The sequence below is a fragment of the Bdellovibrio sp. ArHS genome (genome assembly GCF_000786105.1).
In the GTDB taxonomy this organism is placed as follows: Bacteria; Bdellovibrionota; Bdellovibrionia; order Bdellovibrionales; family Bdellovibrionaceae; genus Bdellovibrio.
Map to the genome: position 1 here is coordinate 56,267 of NZ_JTEV01000020.1, position 15,700 is coordinate 71,966.

General features: G+C 48.4%; 15 protein-coding genes. 6 read left to right on the forward strand and 9 right to left on the reverse strand.

Annotated elements, in window-relative coordinates; genetic code table 11:
• Positions 1-60: 60 nt before the first annotated feature.
• Complete coding sequence (locus tag OM95_RS11685; protein ID WP_041874011.1) at positions 61-1,605, reverse strand: FAD-dependent oxidoreductase; 1,545 nt, start codon at positions 1,603-1,605, stop codon at positions 61-63.
• Positions 1,606-1,708: 103 nt separating this feature from the next.
• Here OM95_RS11685 and asd point away from each other — a divergent pair, with 103 nt between their 5' ends.
• A complete protein-coding gene (gene asd, locus OM95_RS11690) occupies positions 1,709-2,536 on the forward strand; it encodes an archaetidylserine decarboxylase (RefSeq protein ID WP_041874014.1) in 828 nt (275 codons plus the stop codon).
• On the opposite strand, the gene OM95_RS11695 is transcribed toward asd, so the two are convergent.
• Together OM95_RS11695 and queD are read right to left on the reverse strand one after the other, a co-directional pair.
• Positions 2,533-3,558: a hypothetical protein gene (locus tag OM95_RS11695; protein ID WP_041874016.1), complete on the reverse strand. Its 1,026-nt coding sequence runs from the start codon at positions 3,556-3,558 to the stop codon at positions 2,533-2,535. The two genes, asd and OM95_RS11695, sit on opposite strands and share 4 nt — an antisense overlap.
• Positions 3,559-3,630: 72 nt before the next feature.
• A complete protein-coding gene (queD, locus tag OM95_RS11700; RefSeq protein ID WP_041874019.1) occupies positions 3,631-3,990 on the reverse strand; it encodes a 6-carboxytetrahydropterin synthase QueD in 360 nt (119 codons plus the stop codon).
• Positions 3,991-4,019: 29 nt separating this feature from the next.
• Between queD and OM95_RS11705 the strand changes: the two genes are divergently transcribed.
• Positions 4,020-4,514, forward strand: coding sequence for a 6-carboxytetrahydropterin synthase (locus OM95_RS11705; RefSeq protein ID WP_041874022.1), 495 nt, complete (start codon positions 4,020-4,022; stop codon positions 4,512-4,514).
• On the opposite strand, the gene OM95_RS11710 is transcribed toward OM95_RS11705, so the two are convergent.
• Positions 4,489-5,559: a hypothetical protein gene (locus OM95_RS11710; RefSeq protein ID WP_041874025.1), complete on the reverse strand. Its 1,071-nt coding sequence runs from the start codon at positions 5,557-5,559 to the stop codon at positions 4,489-4,491. The two genes, OM95_RS11705 and OM95_RS11710, sit on opposite strands and share 26 nt — an antisense overlap.
• A 206-nt stretch (positions 5,560-5,765) precedes the next feature.
• On the opposite strand from OM95_RS11710, the gene OM95_RS11715 reads away from it, so the two are divergent.
• Genes OM95_RS11715 through OM95_RS11730 form a run of 4 tightly spaced genes read left to right on the forward strand, consistent with a single transcriptional unit; the run spans position 5,766 to position 9,791 of the window.
• Positions 5,766-5,996 (forward strand): FeoA family protein, encoded by a 231-nt coding sequence (locus OM95_RS11715; protein ID WP_041874027.1) that lies wholly within the window; start codon positions 5,766-5,768, stop codon positions 5,994-5,996.
• Positions 5,972-7,891 (forward strand): ferrous iron transport protein B, encoded by a 1,920-nt coding sequence (gene feoB, locus OM95_RS11720; protein WP_291516225.1) that lies wholly within the window; start codon positions 5,972-5,974, stop codon positions 7,889-7,891. The genes OM95_RS11715 and feoB overlap by 25 nt, the downstream gene beginning before the upstream one ends.
• Positions 7,892-7,950: 59 nt before the next feature.
• Positions 7,951-8,946, forward strand: coding sequence for a glycosyltransferase family 1 protein (locus OM95_RS11725; RefSeq protein ID WP_291516227.1), 996 nt, complete (start codon positions 7,951-7,953; stop codon positions 8,944-8,946).
• Positions 8,943-9,791 carry a hypothetical protein gene (locus OM95_RS11730; protein WP_041874031.1) on the forward strand — a complete coding sequence of 283 codons (849 nt, stop codon included), beginning with the start codon at positions 8,943-8,945 and terminating at the stop codon, positions 9,789-9,791. Before OM95_RS11725 ends, OM95_RS11730 begins: the two co-directional genes overlap by 4 nt.
• Here OM95_RS11730 and OM95_RS11735 read toward each other — a convergent pair.
• Genes OM95_RS11735 through OM95_RS11755 form a run of 5 tightly spaced genes read right to left on the reverse strand, consistent with a single transcriptional unit; the run spans position 9,743 to position 15,648 of the window.
• Positions 9,743-10,930, reverse strand: coding sequence for a glycosyltransferase family 4 protein (locus OM95_RS11735; protein ID WP_291516229.1), 1,188 nt, complete (start codon positions 10,928-10,930; stop codon positions 9,743-9,745). The genes OM95_RS11730 and OM95_RS11735 overlap by 49 nt on opposite strands.
• Positions 10,918-11,904 carry a dTDP-glucose 4,6-dehydratase gene (gene rfbB, locus OM95_RS11740; protein ID WP_041874034.1) on the reverse strand — a complete coding sequence of 329 codons (987 nt, stop codon included), beginning with the start codon at positions 11,902-11,904 and terminating at the stop codon, positions 10,918-10,920. Before rfbB ends, OM95_RS11735 begins: the two co-directional genes overlap by 13 nt.
• Positions 11,901-12,788, reverse strand: coding sequence for a glucose-1-phosphate thymidylyltransferase RfbA (gene rfbA, locus OM95_RS11745; RefSeq protein WP_041874037.1), 888 nt, complete (start codon positions 12,786-12,788; stop codon positions 11,901-11,903). Before rfbA ends, rfbB begins: the two co-directional genes overlap by 4 nt.
• Positions 12,785-13,924: a dTDP-4-amino-4,6-dideoxygalactose transaminase gene (gene rffA / locus OM95_RS11750; protein WP_041874039.1), complete on the reverse strand. Its 1,140-nt coding sequence runs from the start codon at positions 13,922-13,924 to the stop codon at positions 12,785-12,787. Before rffA ends, rfbA begins: the two co-directional genes overlap by 4 nt.
• 41 nt (positions 13,925-13,965) lie before the next feature.
• Positions 13,966-15,648 carry a methyl-accepting chemotaxis protein gene (locus OM95_RS11755; RefSeq protein ID WP_041874041.1) on the reverse strand — a complete coding sequence of 561 codons (1,683 nt, stop codon included), beginning with the start codon at positions 15,646-15,648 and terminating at the stop codon, positions 13,966-13,968.
• Positions 15,649-15,700 lie beyond the last annotated feature (52 nt).

A 15,700-nucleotide genomic window follows, 5' to 3' on the forward strand; every position in this document is an offset into this window, starting at 1 on the left:
CATTGAGGAGAAATTGCAAGGTCTAGGCCAAAAAATGTCGGTGGAAAAATGAAACCACCTCTAAAGTTGTTCGATGATTTTTTCTGCGATGCGTATGCCGTCGCAGGCGGCTGAGGTGATGCCACCCGCATAACCCGCACCTTCACCCGCGGGATATAAACCTTGATGCGAAATACTTTCTAGACTTTCATTGTCGCGGGTGATTCGCACGGGGCAGCTGGTACGCGACTCGACACCATAGACTTGGGCGTCCTCTGTTAAAAAGCCTTTCATGTTACCTTGGAACTTCTCAAAGCCTTCGCGCAAACGATCGCGCATACTTTTCGGCAGAAGTTCATCCAAGCGAACAGCGATGGCGCCCGAAGGTGAAGAACCGGCCCGCAAAGCGCGAGGCCCTGTCTTTGTGTTTGTGCCATATAAAAAGTCCAAAAGGTTTTGCGCTGGAAGTTCCCGAGTACCCCCGGCATTTAAGACGGATTGATAGGCGCGGGTTTCTAAATCACGACGCATTTTCATTCCACCAAAAACGTCGTTCCCGAAATTTTTGTCGTGGTCGATACTGACGACGATGGCGGCATTGGCAAAAGGCGAGTTGCGGTTGTAGTTGCTCATCCCATTGCAGACGATGCCGTCGGCCTCGGTCCCAGATGACAGGACATAGCCCCCCGGGCACATACAAAAGGAATAAACACCGATGCCGGTTTTGTCATTGTGATGCGCCAGCTTGTAGTTCGCCGCTCCCAGTTTGGGATGTTCGGAAAACTGACGATACTGAATCTTATTGATCGAGGCTTGAGAGTGCTCCACGCGTAAACCCATGGCGAAAGACTTCCCATCCAGATGCACGCCGATGTCGCGCAAATGATTGATCATGTCTTCGGCCGAGTGACCTGTTGCCAGCACCACATGCGGGGAGCGGAATTCAGTGCCATGCTCAGTGCGCACACCCACCACTTGCGTGCCTTCAAGAAGAATTTCGGTGACCTGGGTGTTGAAATGTATTTCACAGCCGTTGGCTTTTAAGAATTCGCGCATCTTGGGAATGACCCGACGGATGCGATCTGATCCCACATGAGGGTTTGAAAGCCACTGGATTTCCTCCGGAGCGCCGAATTTCACCAGGCGATTCATCACGTAAGGAATATGCGGCGACTTAATTCGAGTGATCAGTTTGCCGTCGGAATAAAGACCAGCGCCGCCTTCGCCGAAGCAGACATTGTTGCGGGGGTCGAGTTTGCCATAGCGCCAGTATTGGTTGATGCCCTTGATGCGTTCGCCACTGTCAGAGCCTCGCTCAAAAAGCACACAAGGAACGCCTCTTTCGACGAAGCGCAAAGCCGCAAAAAGTCCCGCGGGCCCGGTGCCGACGATGAGTGGTTTTTCTTTGGCATTGGCCACTTTTTCTAATTCAAATTGTGGAATCTGAAGAGTTTCGCCTTTTTCCGCCACTTCGATTGAGTAAACAAAATGCGGGGAATGAGAGCGTCTGGCATCGACGCTTTGACGAAGAATGCGATAAGGACCGTGGTCAGGGACCAACCATTGCAACTTTTCTTCTAAATCGGCATCAATAGGAATTTCGATATTTTGAAATATCTTCGACACGGCTCGGCTCCTGGGACGCTTGTTAAGCATCAAAAAGGTTTCCCACATCTTAGCGGAATGCTCTTAAGGTGACAAACGGCTGCGAGTCAGATATAAATATTTTATGTCTGCAATTACAAGAATACTTCCAAAACGTCGTTTAAGCCGCTGGATCGGTCATCTTATGCATTGGGAAGGCCCGCAGTGGCTTATGCACCTAAGCATTAAGGCTTTTGCCCGCTTTTATAACATCAATTTGGAAGAGGCAGAAATGCCTTACACCTCTTATAAATCCATCGGGGACTTCTTTGTTCGCCGCCTCAAACCGAATCTGCGTCCTATTGCCAGCACCTGGGCTGTGCACCCGGCAGACAGCCGAATCACTCAAGCTTATCCGATCGATGGGGGAACCTTGATTCAAGCCAAGGGACTTTCCTACAAACTGGATGAGTTCACTCAAGATCCTGAATGCCAAAAGAAATGGGCCGGGGGCTTTTTCCTGACTTATTATCTTTGCCCTACGGACTATCACCGCGTGCATTCTCCTGTTGAAGGGAATATCACCAATGTTCGTTACATGCCTGGACAGCTATGGCCAGTGAACGAATGGAGCACCACGAATATTCCGAATCTTTTTTCGGTGAATGAACGAGTTCTTGTCGAAATTGAAACGGATCTGGGCCCAGTCGGGGTTGTTTTCGTCGGTGCCACCAATGTGGGACACATCGTTTTAAGTTTTGATGATAAAGTGCGCGGCAATCAAAAAGGGCCGCATATTTTCACTCACAAAAACTACAGTCCCGAGATCCCGGTGCATAAAGGCTCAGAGCTAGGAATGTTTCGCATGGGTTCGACGGTGGTCATGCTTTACCCACCCGGCTTCCGTCAGAAGTTTGAAGGGCATTTAGATCTAGGCCCGGCTGTGAAGGTCAATGCGCCGTTGATTGTTTAGCGGCACACAGAAAAGTTCCGACATTCTCGGGAAGAGTGATCCAAAACCTCTTCCTGAGTCAAAAGGCGTTCGCGATTCTTCAGATGATAAGAAACTGTTTTATCCAAAACCGCGCGTCGGTACTGAAAGAAATAAGACTCGGGGGTCGGATAACCGCGCGCGTCCCAGATCAGCTTTGCATAGGGACTTCCAGAGTCTTTTTCAACCCGCATATAAGCGGGAAGCTGGGACTGATTTGCGACCATGGCCGCGTGCCACTGAAACATTCTTTCCGGGTCCCAAAAATCCACCACGATATGTTTTTCCGACGGCTTGGCCCACGCGCGATCTTTACCACGCAAAAAACCGATGCTTCCTATTCGGGCTCTCCGTTCAGAGTTGCTTAGAAGTTCTAAGGGGATGTACAGACGTCGTTGCCAATACTCGTCGATTTCCGGGGGAAATAAATCCAATATTTGCAGAAAACTCACCGCAAAGGCAGAGCAACCAGCGCCCTCTCCTTGCAAAGGTAAAGAACGCAATCCGCCGTATAAGTTTTGCAGCTCGAGGCTTTCATACATCTTAAGATAACGTTCGGCCCGAGCACATTGGGACTCATTCAAGAGAATTTTAAAACTCCGGACATAACCGCGGGCTTTCAGGCGCGGCAGCCAGTCTAAGATTTCTTCTTTCGTGTAGAAGCGTCCTTTGACGTTAATCAAGAGTGTGTCCAAGGATTTTCCCTCAACCAGGAAGTCCCACAAATAAGAGACGTTGGATTTTTTCGAAGTCATGCCTCGGTATACGGAGGGTTTGTCTGCGCATTGCAGGCGGACGTTGACATGCGAAATGCCGTGCGGATAGGTCTTGCCAGCGACTTTTGCATTCAGATTTTTAAAAGTGCTGCGAACTAAGTTTCCCGGCGAAGTCCAATTCAACGGGGAGGGAGCTCGGTAAAAGAGCAGTTCCAATTCGTTTGCTGCAACGGTCGGAACCGCCAAGAAGAATAAAGCCGCTAAGAGGCACTTCGAAAATCCACGCATGAACCGAGTATTGACGAGGGCCTCGGTCCGCGAAAGGCTGTCTGTTAAAGATCAACCCGAGCTTACGTTCTTTTAAGCAGGGTAAGAGCACTCGGTCGAAGGGGTCTCTAAAATAGAAACGCGCGTTAACAGGGGTAAAGAGGGGAGTGCGCGGTCATAAACCCATTTTGCTAAAAGTTCCGAAGTGGGATTTTCCAAACCTTCGACTTCATTCAGTACGCGATGATCTATTTTTTCTAAAAGAGGTTTCATACGTGATTGAATGTCGTTGTAGTCAATCACCCAGCCAATTTTAGGATCGAGAGAGCCCACCAGTGTAAGAATGATTTTAAAGCTGTGCCCATGCAGGCGCGAACAAGGATGTTCGGCAGGAAGGTGAGGTAAGAAACGGGCGGATTCAATTTGAAAATGCTGCTTCAGTTCGAATTTCATGTTATTGATATAAGCACTTTGAGGTGAACATGTCCACGACCACATTGCATTTGGCGAAGCAGAATTTCAAATTTTCAGCGGCCCACTTCCTCATTTTCGATGAAACTCATGCGGAACGTCTGCATGGTCACAATTATCAGGTTCGTGTCGATATCAAAACGCCCGCCGAAGCCGAACTGCATGCGGAAGGTTATTTTCTCGATTTCAATGTCTTCAAAAAGTATATCAAAGCGCGCCTGGATCAGTGGGACGAAATTGTTCTGTTGCCCCAAAAGCATCCGGATATGAAATTTAAGCAAGTCGGCCCTTCCTTGGAAGTGACCTTTCGCGACCGCTTCTATGTATTTCCATCTAATGAAGTGATTCTTTTGCCGGTGACAAACACCAGTGTCGAACAGCTGTCCCGTCTTCTTGCCGAGGATTTCTATTCTGAGTTCAAACAATACGGCGTTAGCAAAGTGCGCGTTTACGTGGAAGAAACGCGCGGGCAAGGGGCAGCTACGGTCGTCCCTGGGCCGGCGTAAGTTTTCCGCTGCGGACCTCTTCATAAGTCAGCTCGCGCACAATACGATAGCGCCAAAAGCAAATGCGGCCCCCTTCATTGAGCTTTGACATCAAACGCTCTTCCGTCAGGTCGGGGCTGCCATCACAATCGATATGGGCAAAGTCCGCGAAAGCATCCACTCTGTTTACGGACCACGAATAAGGAGCTTTGTCTTTGCCATAAAAGGCACGGTTGAAGCCGCCGTGCCCAAGTTCGATACCGGCCACCAGGATTTTTTCAAGCGAGGGATTTTGAATCTGTTCACGTGCGGTTTTAATTTGTGACTGGTCGGTAAAACCCACCACGAAGGCTTCGTCGGCGCGGGCGTCTTTTGTCGATACCAAGAAATAGGTCTGTTGCGGCGGGGGCTCCAAAATGACCGGCGTCAGGCTGACGGACGGACTGGATTTTTCAGTGCCGTTGGCATCATAAAGAAGCAAAGAGTGAAGGCGTTCGGCAGCTTTGATTTCGATGCGCACCACGGGTTGAGAAAAGCTCCACTTGAAGCTTTCCGTATCATAATAGTTTTCAAATAGAAGGGACTTTTCGTCGACCAAAGTTCCCGCTTTATTAAAAGCCTTAAGTTGAACTGAATTGGACCTCAAGAAAAGGTTTAACAAATGCATTTTCACGGATTTAGTGTTGGCCGGCAAATAATGCGTTGCTAGCGGTGAGACTGTGGAAGTTAAAGGAATGCTTGGACTGCCTTCACAGGACGAGGTCACTTGCAGGCTTTTAGAAAAATACTTAAAAGAAGCGGCCATTTTAGTAGGCAGAAATTCACTTCCACGAATTTTAATTTGAGAACGCGCTTCAACATCATAGTGAAGCTCTTGGATTTCTTGTTCGAATCGTGTCTGAGCCCATAGTCTTTCAGGCTCGAAGGACTTATTGGTGACAAAAACAGTGAGGCGTTCGGGCTCACAGTAAGCCGGAAGGTAAACCACTTCCGAGGCGTGGGCAGAAAGGCCAAAAACTAAGATCCAAGCGCTGAGAGTCAATGAAGTCTTAATACCTAAATCCATATAGACTTCAGATCGGTCTTGCTCCCGGGAACTTAACCTTTGGTCCTAAAATCAGGACCATGGTAGGGCTCACATTTCCTCTTCCTAGGGTGGGGGAAATGATCTTGGTTCTCATTTTGTTTTCAGTTGCCTGTCACACACCTAAAGAACTTCCTTTTGTCTGAGGGAGCCCTTAACTAAGAAGCTGACTGATTCAGGGAAACTCTATGAACTTACTCGATAAATCATTAAGGCCGGGCCAGAAGGTGGAAATCACGGGGTTTGCGGCAGACAATGTCTTTCGTGAACGTCTGCATGAAATGGGACTAAGGGTCGGAATGCTAGTGACCATTCTCGGTCGCGCTCCTTTTGGGGGGCCGCTTTTGATCCGCTTTAACACGAGTTTTCTGGCTTTGCGAAATGAGGAAGCGGCATGCGCGCGAGTGAAACTGAACTAGCAATCGAACAAAAGTCCATCGCGCTGGTGGGCGCCCCAAATTCTGGTAAAACTACCCTATACAACTGGTTGACGGGATCGCGCTTTAAAACCGTGAACTATCCCGGCGCGACGGTTGAGTTTTCTTTAGGTCATTTGGCGTCGCATTTGGGCGAGTCCCACATGATGGTCATGGATACTCCCGGCACTTACAGTCTGCACCCGAAAAGTGCCGACGAGTGGGTGACATTAAAATCTATTTATGAAAATCCGAAAGTTAAAAGGATCGATGGGATTATTGTCGTCGTCGATGGGACGCAGATTTCTCGCCACCTGCAACTGGTGATGCAGTTGCGCGAAACGGGATTTCCGATGATGGTGGTTATCACAATGTCGGATTTGCTGCGCAAAGAAGGTATCGAGATTGATCTTCCTTATCTGCAAAAGACCCTGGGTTGTTCCGTTTTGCAATTTGATGGTTTGTTAGCTGGCGGCCTTAAAGAAATCGTCGCCGAAGCCAAGAATCTTCATTGGAACAAAGAGCCTTCGCGCCCGGTTCCGTGGAGTTTTGAAATCCAGGAAACAAAACTGGCGCAATGTGAGCAGATTGCCAAAGAGGCTTTGACCCACAAGACGGATCACGCGCAAGAGCGTCTGAACCGCATCGTCGCCACGACTGAAAAGATCGATCGCATCCTTCTACACCCGGTTCTGGGGTTTGCCCTGTTTATCGTGATCATGGGGGCGTTGTTTTCGAGCGTTTACTGGATGGCGACGCCTTTCATGGATCTGATTGATGGATGGTTCACGATGGCCAACGAGTGGGTGACGGCCTTGGCTCCGGGCGCTCTTTGGACGGACTTTTTGGCAAATGGAGTCATCACAAGCTTTGCGGCCTTCATGGTTTTCGTGCCACAGATTTTTATTTTATTTCTGGGAATTGGAATCTTGGAAAGCACGGGGTATTTAGCCCGGGCAGCGACTTTGATTGACCGACCTTTTTCCGCGTTAGGAATGAGCGGTCGTTCCTTTGTGCCTCTTCTTTCCGGCTTTGCCTGTGCCGTTCCGGCGATTATCGCCACTCGCAATATTCCTTCCACGAAGGATCGTTTAATCACGGCTTTTGTCATTCCCTTGATGAGCTGTTCCGCGCGTCTGCCGGTTTATGCTTTATGTATCGCCTTTTTGTTTCACGGCGAATCTTCAATGAAAGCGGGCTTTGCCTTGGCGGCTCTTTACATCGGTTCGATGTTCTTGGGAGCCTTGGCGGCAGGGGTGGTCAGTAAATTCATTCCTCGTTCGGAACCTTCATTGTTTATGATGGAGCTTCCTATCTATCGTCGACCCAAAATCCGCGTTCTTGTTCGTCATGCATGGACCCGAACTCTGTCTTATGTGAAGCGCGCCGGGCCTTTGATTTTTGCTTTTGCTGTGGTGATTTGGGTGGGGTCGACCTTTCCGAACTACAAGACGGAAGATGCGCATCAGAAGTTGGAAGAAAGTTACGTGGGTCAGATGGGGAAATTCATTGAACCCGTAGTGGCTCCGATGGGTGTTGATTGGCGCGTGGGCGTAGGACTTATTTCGGCTTTTGCCGCCCGTGAAGTTTTTGTGTCCTCGATGGCAGTGACATTTAATATCACAGACACCGATGAAGACTCCCAGCAGGAGGCGCTGTTGACGCAAATGAGTCAGGCGACGAACTCGCAAGGGGAAAAGATCTTCACGGTCAGTTCCGTGATAGGCCTGATGGTGTTCTTCCTTATTGCCTTGCAGTGTATGTCGACGGTGGGTGTGCAGATTCGCGAAAGCGGCTCCTGGAAGTTTGCGGTAACGCAACTTGTTGCCTTTAACGTCTTTGCCTATGTTCTTGTAGTCTTGATAGTTCAAGGCTTAAGATTCATAGGCATTCCATGAGAATATATTTTGATGTTAGCACCCTGAATCCGCAAAAAGTGACTGGAGTTGGAGTTTATATGCTTCAACTCCTAGAGCATTTTGCGAAGGAAAAGGACCTTGAAGTCCGGCCTGTTGTTAAAATCTCTCGCGCTAAAAACAAAAAAAACATCGAGGCCATTCTGCCTGGAAAATCGGCAGAAACCTTCTGGCCTTTGCAGTGGGCTAAAAACAGTCTTTATCATGGACCCGATTTTAAATTGAACCTGAAGGGCTTTTTGCCGCGTATTGTGACCATTCACGATATGATCGTCTTCGAAGAAAAGTACAATCGACCCGAGTTTTTTCTTAAGGGCATTCGGGACATGACCCGTGTTTTGAATTCGTCTGTGGATGCGGTGATTGTAAATTCTCAATTTACCAAAAGCCAGGTTCTGAAGCATTTTCCCCAGTTAGAGGACCGCTTGCATCTGACCTACCTGGGATGCAATCGCTCGAAGATGACGGGCGCAGGGGCGCCGCTGGGCCTTCCTGATAAGTATATTCTTTTTCTTGCCACCCTGGAAAAACGCAAGAATGTTTTGGGTGTCGTGAAAGCCTTTGAGATCCTGAAAGGTCAAGGCTTTGAAGAAAAGTTAGTTCTGGCCGGCGCATGGGGTTTTGGTTGCGAAGAGATTCAAAGAGCCATTGCCAGTTCGCCCTACAAGCAGGATATCATTCATCTGAGCTACGTACCCACTCACAATCTGTCGGAGCTTTATCAGAAAGCACGCGTTTTCTTTTTTCCTTCATGGTATGAAGGTTTCGGTATTCCAGTGTTAGAAGCGATGGCTTTGGGCACACCGGTTGTGACAAGCTCGGGCGGGGTGCTGGAAGAAATCAGTGCGGATGCTGCCTCTTTGGTCGATCCGGGAAGTCCCCAGGCCATGGCTGCGGCTTTAGTGCGGGTCTTGACCGATCAGGTGTATCGCGAGGCTTTGATTGAAAAGGGACGCAGACAGGCTGCGAAGTTCACCTGGGAAAAGTGCGCGCAAGACACCCTGGAAGTGTATAGAAAAATATTGGGGAGATCATGATTTACGACTGCTTTGCTTTTTTCAATGAAATGGATCTTTTGGAGATTCGCCTGAACACCCTTAATGAGGTGGTGGATCGTTTTGTCTTAGTCGAGGCCACGCGAACCTTCCAGAAAAAAGAAAAGCCTTTGTACTTCGAGCAGAATAAAGAAAGATTCAAACCTTTTCTGCATAAAATTGAACACGTCGTCGTGGATCACTATCCCAACTTTTTTTCCAAGTGGCGCGTGCCGAAAACTTGGGACTATGACGATCACCAAAAAGAACAGATTCTGGCGGGTTTGAAAAACGCCAAACCCGATGACGTGATCATTGTTTCTGACGTGGATGAGATACCTCGTCCTGAACTGGTGAAACAGTACGCGCACCAGCCGGGCATCAAAGTTTTCCAGCAAAAGCTTTACTACTACTATTTGAACTGCTTCGTAAAAAAGTATCCAGAGCCGATTCCATTGGTGAATGGTTACATGCCTTGGTACGGCACCGTGATGTTGAACTACAAGGACATCAAGACGATCAAAAAAACCCGTCTTTATCGCGAAACCCGCCAAAGCACCCCAGAGATCACAGTCATTCCTAATGGTGGCTGGCACTTCAGCTACTTAGGCGGCGCTAAAAAAGTGATCGAGAAAATCGAAGCCTATGCGCATAAAGAACATAATAAAGAGACCTTCAAAGACCCGAAAAAGGTCGAAGAAATCATTCGCAAAGGCGGCAGTCTTTACGGACAACAGATTGAGTCTGAGTTCGTTGCCGTGGATTCAGAATTTCCTCGCTATGTGCAGACGCATCAGGCTCAGTTGGCGGAATTGATTTTAGATCCGGAAGGTCCCAAAGAGTCATAAAGCCTTAAGAAGGCCTCTTGAGTCGTCGGCCAGCTGTGCTGGCTCAGGGACCATTCCTGAGCTTTGCGACCTTGAGTCTGAATATCGGTCGGGTGTTTTAAATAATGACGAAAAGCGTGGGAAAGAGATTCCGCATTTTGCGGCTCGGCCAAAACACCGCGCTCGTTATGAAGACCCACTTGTTCCGGGGTTCCACCCGCATTTGTTCCGATCACGGGTTTTCCCATCATCATGGCATCCAGCACACTCAGTGAATAAGTTTCGTTATAGGAAGCCAGTGCAAAGACGTCCAGAGCATCAATGTAGGACACATAGTCTTTCTGAAAAGGAATACGCACGATGTGCTCACGGTAGCGCGGATTTTCCATGCGTTCGGCGATCCAGCGACTGAGTTCTTCTGAAGGTCCTTCAAAAAGGGGAGTGCCATCAGGATTTTTTCCGATGATGGTGGGATCACCGACAATCCAGAGCTGGATTTTTTCCAACTCGTGATCGTTAAGATATTCCAAAGCTTGAACCAACTCTCGAACACCTTTGCCCGGGTCAATACGACAAAGAGTTCCGAACACGATGTGCTCGGGGCGCGCCCCATAATGCTCGCGCAAAGCCTGGCGTTTGTGGGGATCGTGTTGAAAGCTTTCCGTTTTTCTTCCATAACGAACAAGGTGCAGCTTCTCGGGGGCGATGGGAAAGTTCTTTTTAACATCATCAAGAATGTTTTCCGAAGAACTGCACAAAGCATCCACTTTCGCAAAAAGCCACTTATGAACAAAGTCCCTTTTAGGAGTCGCATTCATATAAAGATTATAAATATGTTGGATCTCCGGCTTACGCCATTTCGCTAAAGCACAAGCCCACATGTCCAGACGGGTGTGGGAATGTAAGTGGGTGATACCATGTTCCTGAATGATTTTCTTTATCAGACGGGCGGTCTTCAGTTTGGAAAGCTTCTTTTCCGGGAAGGGCAGAACCTCCACGCCGGATTTTTTTAGTTCTTCAGTCACTCGAGAATGCGCGGAACATAATACTTTTTGCGCAAGGCCTTTTTCCGCCAGCTTCTGGATCAGCTCGACGGTGTAAATTTCCAGGCCTCCCCAGGAAAGAGAGTGAATGCAGTGAAGAACTTTTACTTCGCCCATAAAGCTTTATAGTGATTGATGGTGCGTAAAAGACCTTCTTCTTCAAATTTCACCGTTGGGCTCCAGTTCAATTCCTTTTGCGCTTTTGTGAAGTTGATCGCATAGCGGAAATCATGTCCCTTACGATCCTGAACGAAGTTGAGTAAAGACTCAGGCTTGCCCAGATGTTTAAGAATTAATTTTGCGACATCAATATTCTGTCTTTCCGAGTTGCCACCCAGATTATAAACTTCGCCAGCGCGGCCCGCTGTAAAGACCTTCCAAACGCCTTCATTGTGATCATCCACATAGATCCAATCGCGAATATTCATGCCAGTGCCATAGATCGGAAGTGGTTGATCGGCCAAAGCTCGTTTGATCATCAAAGGAATGAATTTTTCCTCTACTTGCAGAGGCCCGTAATTGTTGGAGCAACGGGTGATCATCACGGGAAGCTTGTAAGTCTCAAAGAACGAACGACATAAGAGATCGGCACTGGCCTTGGAGGCGCTATAAGGACTGTTCGGAGAAAGCGGAGTGTTTTCTGTAAACGCAGGATCTGTTAACTGCAGAGTTCCATAAACTTCGTCCGTGCTGATCTGCAGATAGCGGAACTGCGGATTTTTTTCGAAAAGGGCCAGACTTTCTTTGAGAAGATTCAAAGTCCCTAAAACATTGGTTTCAACAAAAATATTGGGACTTTCAATCGAGCGATCCACGTGGGATTCCGCCGCAAAATTGATGACGCCGCTGAAGTTGTACTTTTTAAACAGCTCGTCCATTTTGTGGGAATCGCGAATATCCAGATGGTAGAATTTTAAATGCGGATGCGTGTCCAACTCTTTTTGAATATTGGCTAAATTACCGGCATAGGTGAGGGCATCCACGATCACAAAATCATAGTGGGCCTTGATATCCGCCCGGCAGGCGATGGTCTTTACAAAGTTAGATCCGATAAAGCCAGCACAGCCGGTCAATAAAACGGTGGGTCTCATAATTCCTCAGAGATGATTTTTTCTAAGTAAGAGCGATAGGAACACTTGGGAAGTTCCGAAGTGATCTTTTGCAACTGCTCCAGATTAATAAATTTCATGCGATAGGCGATTTCTTCCAGGCAGGCGACCTTCATGCCCTGACGCTCTTCGATCGCGCCGATAAAAGCGGCCGCATCAAGTAAGGAGCGTGGTGTCCCGGTGTCCAGCCACGCCAGTCCTCGGTACATCATTTCCACACCCAGTTTGTCTTCGTTGTGATAGGAAAGAATCAAGTCCACGATTTCTGTTTCGCCGCGAGGAGAGGGCTGCAAGGCCTTCGCTCGTTTTGAAACCGTGTTGTCGAAAAGATAAAGACCCGGAATCGCGTAATTCGACTTCGGCTGCTTGGGCTTTTCTTCGATGGATTTTACTTTTTTTGTGGCTTTGTCGAATTCGACGACACCATAAGCTGTGGGGTCCGCAACATAGTAGGCAAAGACACGTCCATGAAGATCGGACTTTAAAGCCTTTTGTTCTTCAATGGCACGACGGAAGAAATCCAAATCCCCATAGAAAAGATTGTCGCCCAAAATCAAACAGACATGATCGTTGCCGATGAAGTCCTCACCCAAAACGAAAGCCTCAGGAAGGCCATTGGGTTTTTCCTGAATTTTGTAAGTCAGTTTCACGCCGAATTGGGAACCATCGCCTAAAAGTTTTTTGAATAAAGGCTGATCGTCTGGTGTCGTGATCAGAAGAATGTCTTTGATCCCGCCCAACATAAGAATGCTCAGAGGATAATAGATCATCGGTTTATCGTAAACAGATTGCAGCTGCTTGGTCATGACTCGGGTCATGGGATAAAGACGTGATCCCGCACCGCCAGCTAAGATAATGCCCTTCATGCTTGCCCCTTAAAGAAAGAATGAATTTTTTCAAGAACCAGGGCCGCATCGGCACTTGGTAAATCCGCCCACATCGGCAGGCGAAGAAGGCGATTGGAAAGATCGTCGGTCACCTTCATAGAGCCTGAAACCCGGCCATACTTCACACCCGCCGGAGCAGAATGCAGAGCCACGTAGTGTGTTGTCGATTGGATGCCGGCCTCTTTGAGATAGCTCCATAAAGCGGCCCGCACTTCCGCAGAATTTAGCAGGAGGTAATAGATATGGGCATTGGCTTGGCAGTCCCCAGGGACCGTCATCCGCTGTAAATGACCATTTTTTTCCAGATCGGCAAGACCCTGATGGTATTGGTTCCAAAGAGCCAGACGTTTTGCCGTGATTTCTTTTCCTTCTTCAAGTTGGGAAAGAAGGAACGCGGCCGCAAGTTCAGACAGCAGATAGGAAGACCCTTTGTCTTGCCAAGTGTATTTATCCACCTGGCCATTTAAAAACTGCTGACGGTTTGTCCCTTTGTCGCGAACGATTTCTGCGCGGGCGACCAGGCGTGGATCATTGATAGTTAAAGCGCCACCTTCACCGCAAACGATATTTTTCGTTTCATGAAAACTGAACGCCGCCATGTGCCCCCAGGTGCCCAAAGCTTTTCCCTTGTAAGAAGCAAAAATGCCTTGCGCGGCATCTTCCACAACCCAGATATTATGGCGTTGCGCCAGCGTCATGATCTCGTCCATTTTACAACCCACGCCCGCGTAGTGCACCGGCATGATCACTTTCGTGCGCGGAGTGATGGCTTTTTCAATAGCCGCAGGATCAATGTTCATGGTCAAAGGGTCAACGTCGACAAAGACGGGAACAGAGCCATACAGCGCGACCACGTTGGCGGTCGAAGTGAAAGTGAAAGAGGGCAGAATAACTTCGTCTCCCGGACCGATATCGGCAAGCACCATCGCCATTTCCAGGGCCGAGGTGCAAGAGGGGGTAATAACCGTCATCAGGGTGGGAAGATTTTTGTTAAACCATTCAACGCATTTTTTATTGAAAGAGCCCTCGCCGCTGAGTTTTTTATTGGCGATGGCCTGAGAAATATATTTCTCTTCGTTAGAGCTTTTCGGTGGAATATTAAACGGGATTTTCATACTCCCTCATCGTAGCCTAAGCACCATGAGGGAGCAATGGATTAAAAGCCGTCAGTGGTGCCGACTTTGCGTGCCGGACCGTCATCGTCGAAAGGGATGACGCTCGACGCAGCCTGTGACTTTTTCTCCACGGGACGTGCGACTTTTTCGGGCGATTTTTTATCTTCTTTTTTATCTTGGTTTTTATCCTGGAAAGGCAAAATTTTGGCTTCTTTTTTCGCCGGCTTTTGGCTGACTACAGGGGCCTTCATAGGGCCCTCTGCGGCACCCAGAATGACAGCGTTGAGGTCGCCGACCATTTTCTTCATATTCAACGCCTGAGCATTGATTTCTTCGGCAGAGGCGGCCACTTCCTCAGAGGACGCGGCATTGGACTGCGCGCTTTGATCCAGTTGATTCATAGCCTTGCTGATTTGTTGAATACCTGTCGTCTGTTCGCTGCTTGCTGCGGAAATCTCGTTGTTCAGATCCGACACTTTTTTCACTGAGTTCACGATATTAGAAAGAACCTCGCCAGAGCGGTCGGCGATGGACGAGCCTTTTTCAACTTTCTCGACACTTTCTTTGATTAGACCGTTAATATCTTTCGCGGCCACTGCGGAGCGTTGCGCAAGAGTGCGAACCGCCTCAGCAACAACAGCAAAGCCTTTGCCATGTTCTCCGGCGCGAGCGGCTTCAACCGACGCATTCAAAGCCAGTAAGTTTGTTTGGAAGGCGATATCATCGATCACACTGATGATCTCTTCGATCTTTTTAGAGGACGAGGAAATATCACGCATGGATTCGATGAGGTGTTGAATCTCCTGTTGTCCCGTCTCTGCAGCATCCTTTGATGATTGAGAAAGAGCCGCCGCTTGTTTGGCGTTATCTGAATTCATTTTTACCATGGAAGACATTTCTTCCAAAGACGCCACGGTTTCTTCGAGCGATGCCGCCGCTTCCGTTGAGGACTGGGAAAGAGTTTGTCCCGCTGCGGAAAGTTGAGTGATAGCCGAAGCCACTTGCGATCCAGATTCATCCAGACCTGCTGCGATACCGCTGACCGTGTTAGACACCCGGTAGGCGATCCACATCAAGATACCAAATAAAGATGTCGCACAGAATGCGGCGATCAAGAGAAGCAACTGAGTTTCGAAAGCACGCTTTTCTTGTTGCAGTTTATTACTTTCCAACGAACGTTTGTTATAAAGCTCCATGTTGGAAGCGATGGCGGCTTGTGTGTGCAAAGCCAAGACATGCCAGTCTCCGCCATTCATCGCCTTATGTACTTTTGCATCATCCTCGGGCGTATTTTTCTCAAGACCTGCGATCATACTTTCCGTCAAAGCGTAGAATTGATCTTTGATCTCGCGCGCTTTGGCGTAGTTTTTTTGTTCTTCTTCATCCAAGCGCGTGGACTCGTAGTAAGCTTGACCTTCTTTAAAATCAGCAAAAGCTTCTTTGGCTTTCTTGATGAAATTGTCGCGGGATTTTTGATCGTGCTGATTGGCAAGTGAAGCCCAAATGAAATAGCCAATGCGCGCGCGCTGCATGCCGATGCGACCTAAGCCATCCATATTGGGAATGACGTCGGTATAAGCATCCGTAAGCATGTCGCCCAGGTTGTTCATGGATTTTAAAGAGATGCCTGTTAGCACAGCGAAGGCCATTACTGGCAGCATTGCGGATAAGAAGAGCTTTCCGCGCAATCCTTTAAACCATGAACGCCAATTTCCTGATTTCATCAAATGACTCCCCGTAAATGAAAATTGATAGGTATTCCAAAGGTCTTCTCGA

Coding starts and splice junctions, on each gene's coding strand:
- asd (WP_041874014.1), top strand. CDS start 1,709: ATGTCTGCAATTACAAGAATACTTCCAAAACGTCGTTTAAGCCGCTGG.
- OM95_RS11695 (WP_041874016.1), bottom strand. CDS start 3,558: ATGCGTGGATTTTCGAAGTGCCTCTTAGCGGCTTTATTCTTCTTGGCG.
- queD (WP_041874019.1), bottom strand. CDS start 3,990: ATGAAATTCGAACTGAAGCAGCATTTTCAAATTGAATCCGCCCGTTTC.
- OM95_RS11705 (WP_041874022.1), top strand. CDS start 4,020: ATGTCCACGACCACATTGCATTTGGCGAAGCAGAATTTCAAATTTTCA.
- OM95_RS11710 (WP_041874025.1), bottom strand. CDS start 5,559: ATGGATTTAGGTATTAAGACTTCATTGACTCTCAGCGCTTGGATCTTA.
- OM95_RS11715 (WP_041874027.1), top strand. CDS start 5,766: ATGAACTTACTCGATAAATCATTAAGGCCGGGCCAGAAGGTGGAAATC.
- feoB (WP_291516225.1), top strand. CDS start 5,972: ATGCGCGCGAGTGAAACTGAACTAGCAATCGAACAAAAGTCCATCGCG.
- OM95_RS11725 (WP_291516227.1), top strand. CDS start 7,951: ATGCTTCAACTCCTAGAGCATTTTGCGAAGGAAAAGGACCTTGAAGTC.
- OM95_RS11730 (WP_041874031.1), top strand. CDS start 8,943: ATGATTTACGACTGCTTTGCTTTTTTCAATGAAATGGATCTTTTGGAG.
- OM95_RS11735 (WP_291516229.1), bottom strand. CDS start 10,930: ATGGGCGAAGTAAAAGTTCTTCACTGCATTCACTCTCTTTCCTGGGGA.
- rfbB (WP_041874034.1), bottom strand. CDS start 11,904: ATGAGACCCACCGTTTTATTGACCGGCTGTGCTGGCTTTATCGGATCT.
- rfbA (WP_041874037.1), bottom strand. CDS start 12,788: ATGAAGGGCATTATCTTAGCTGGCGGTGCGGGATCACGTCTTTATCCC.
- rffA (WP_041874039.1), bottom strand. CDS start 13,924: ATGAAAATCCCGTTTAATATTCCACCGAAAAGCTCTAACGAAGAGAAA.
- OM95_RS11755 (WP_041874041.1), bottom strand. CDS start 15,648: ATGAAATCAGGAAATTGGCGTTCATGGTTTAAAGGATTGCGCGGAAAG.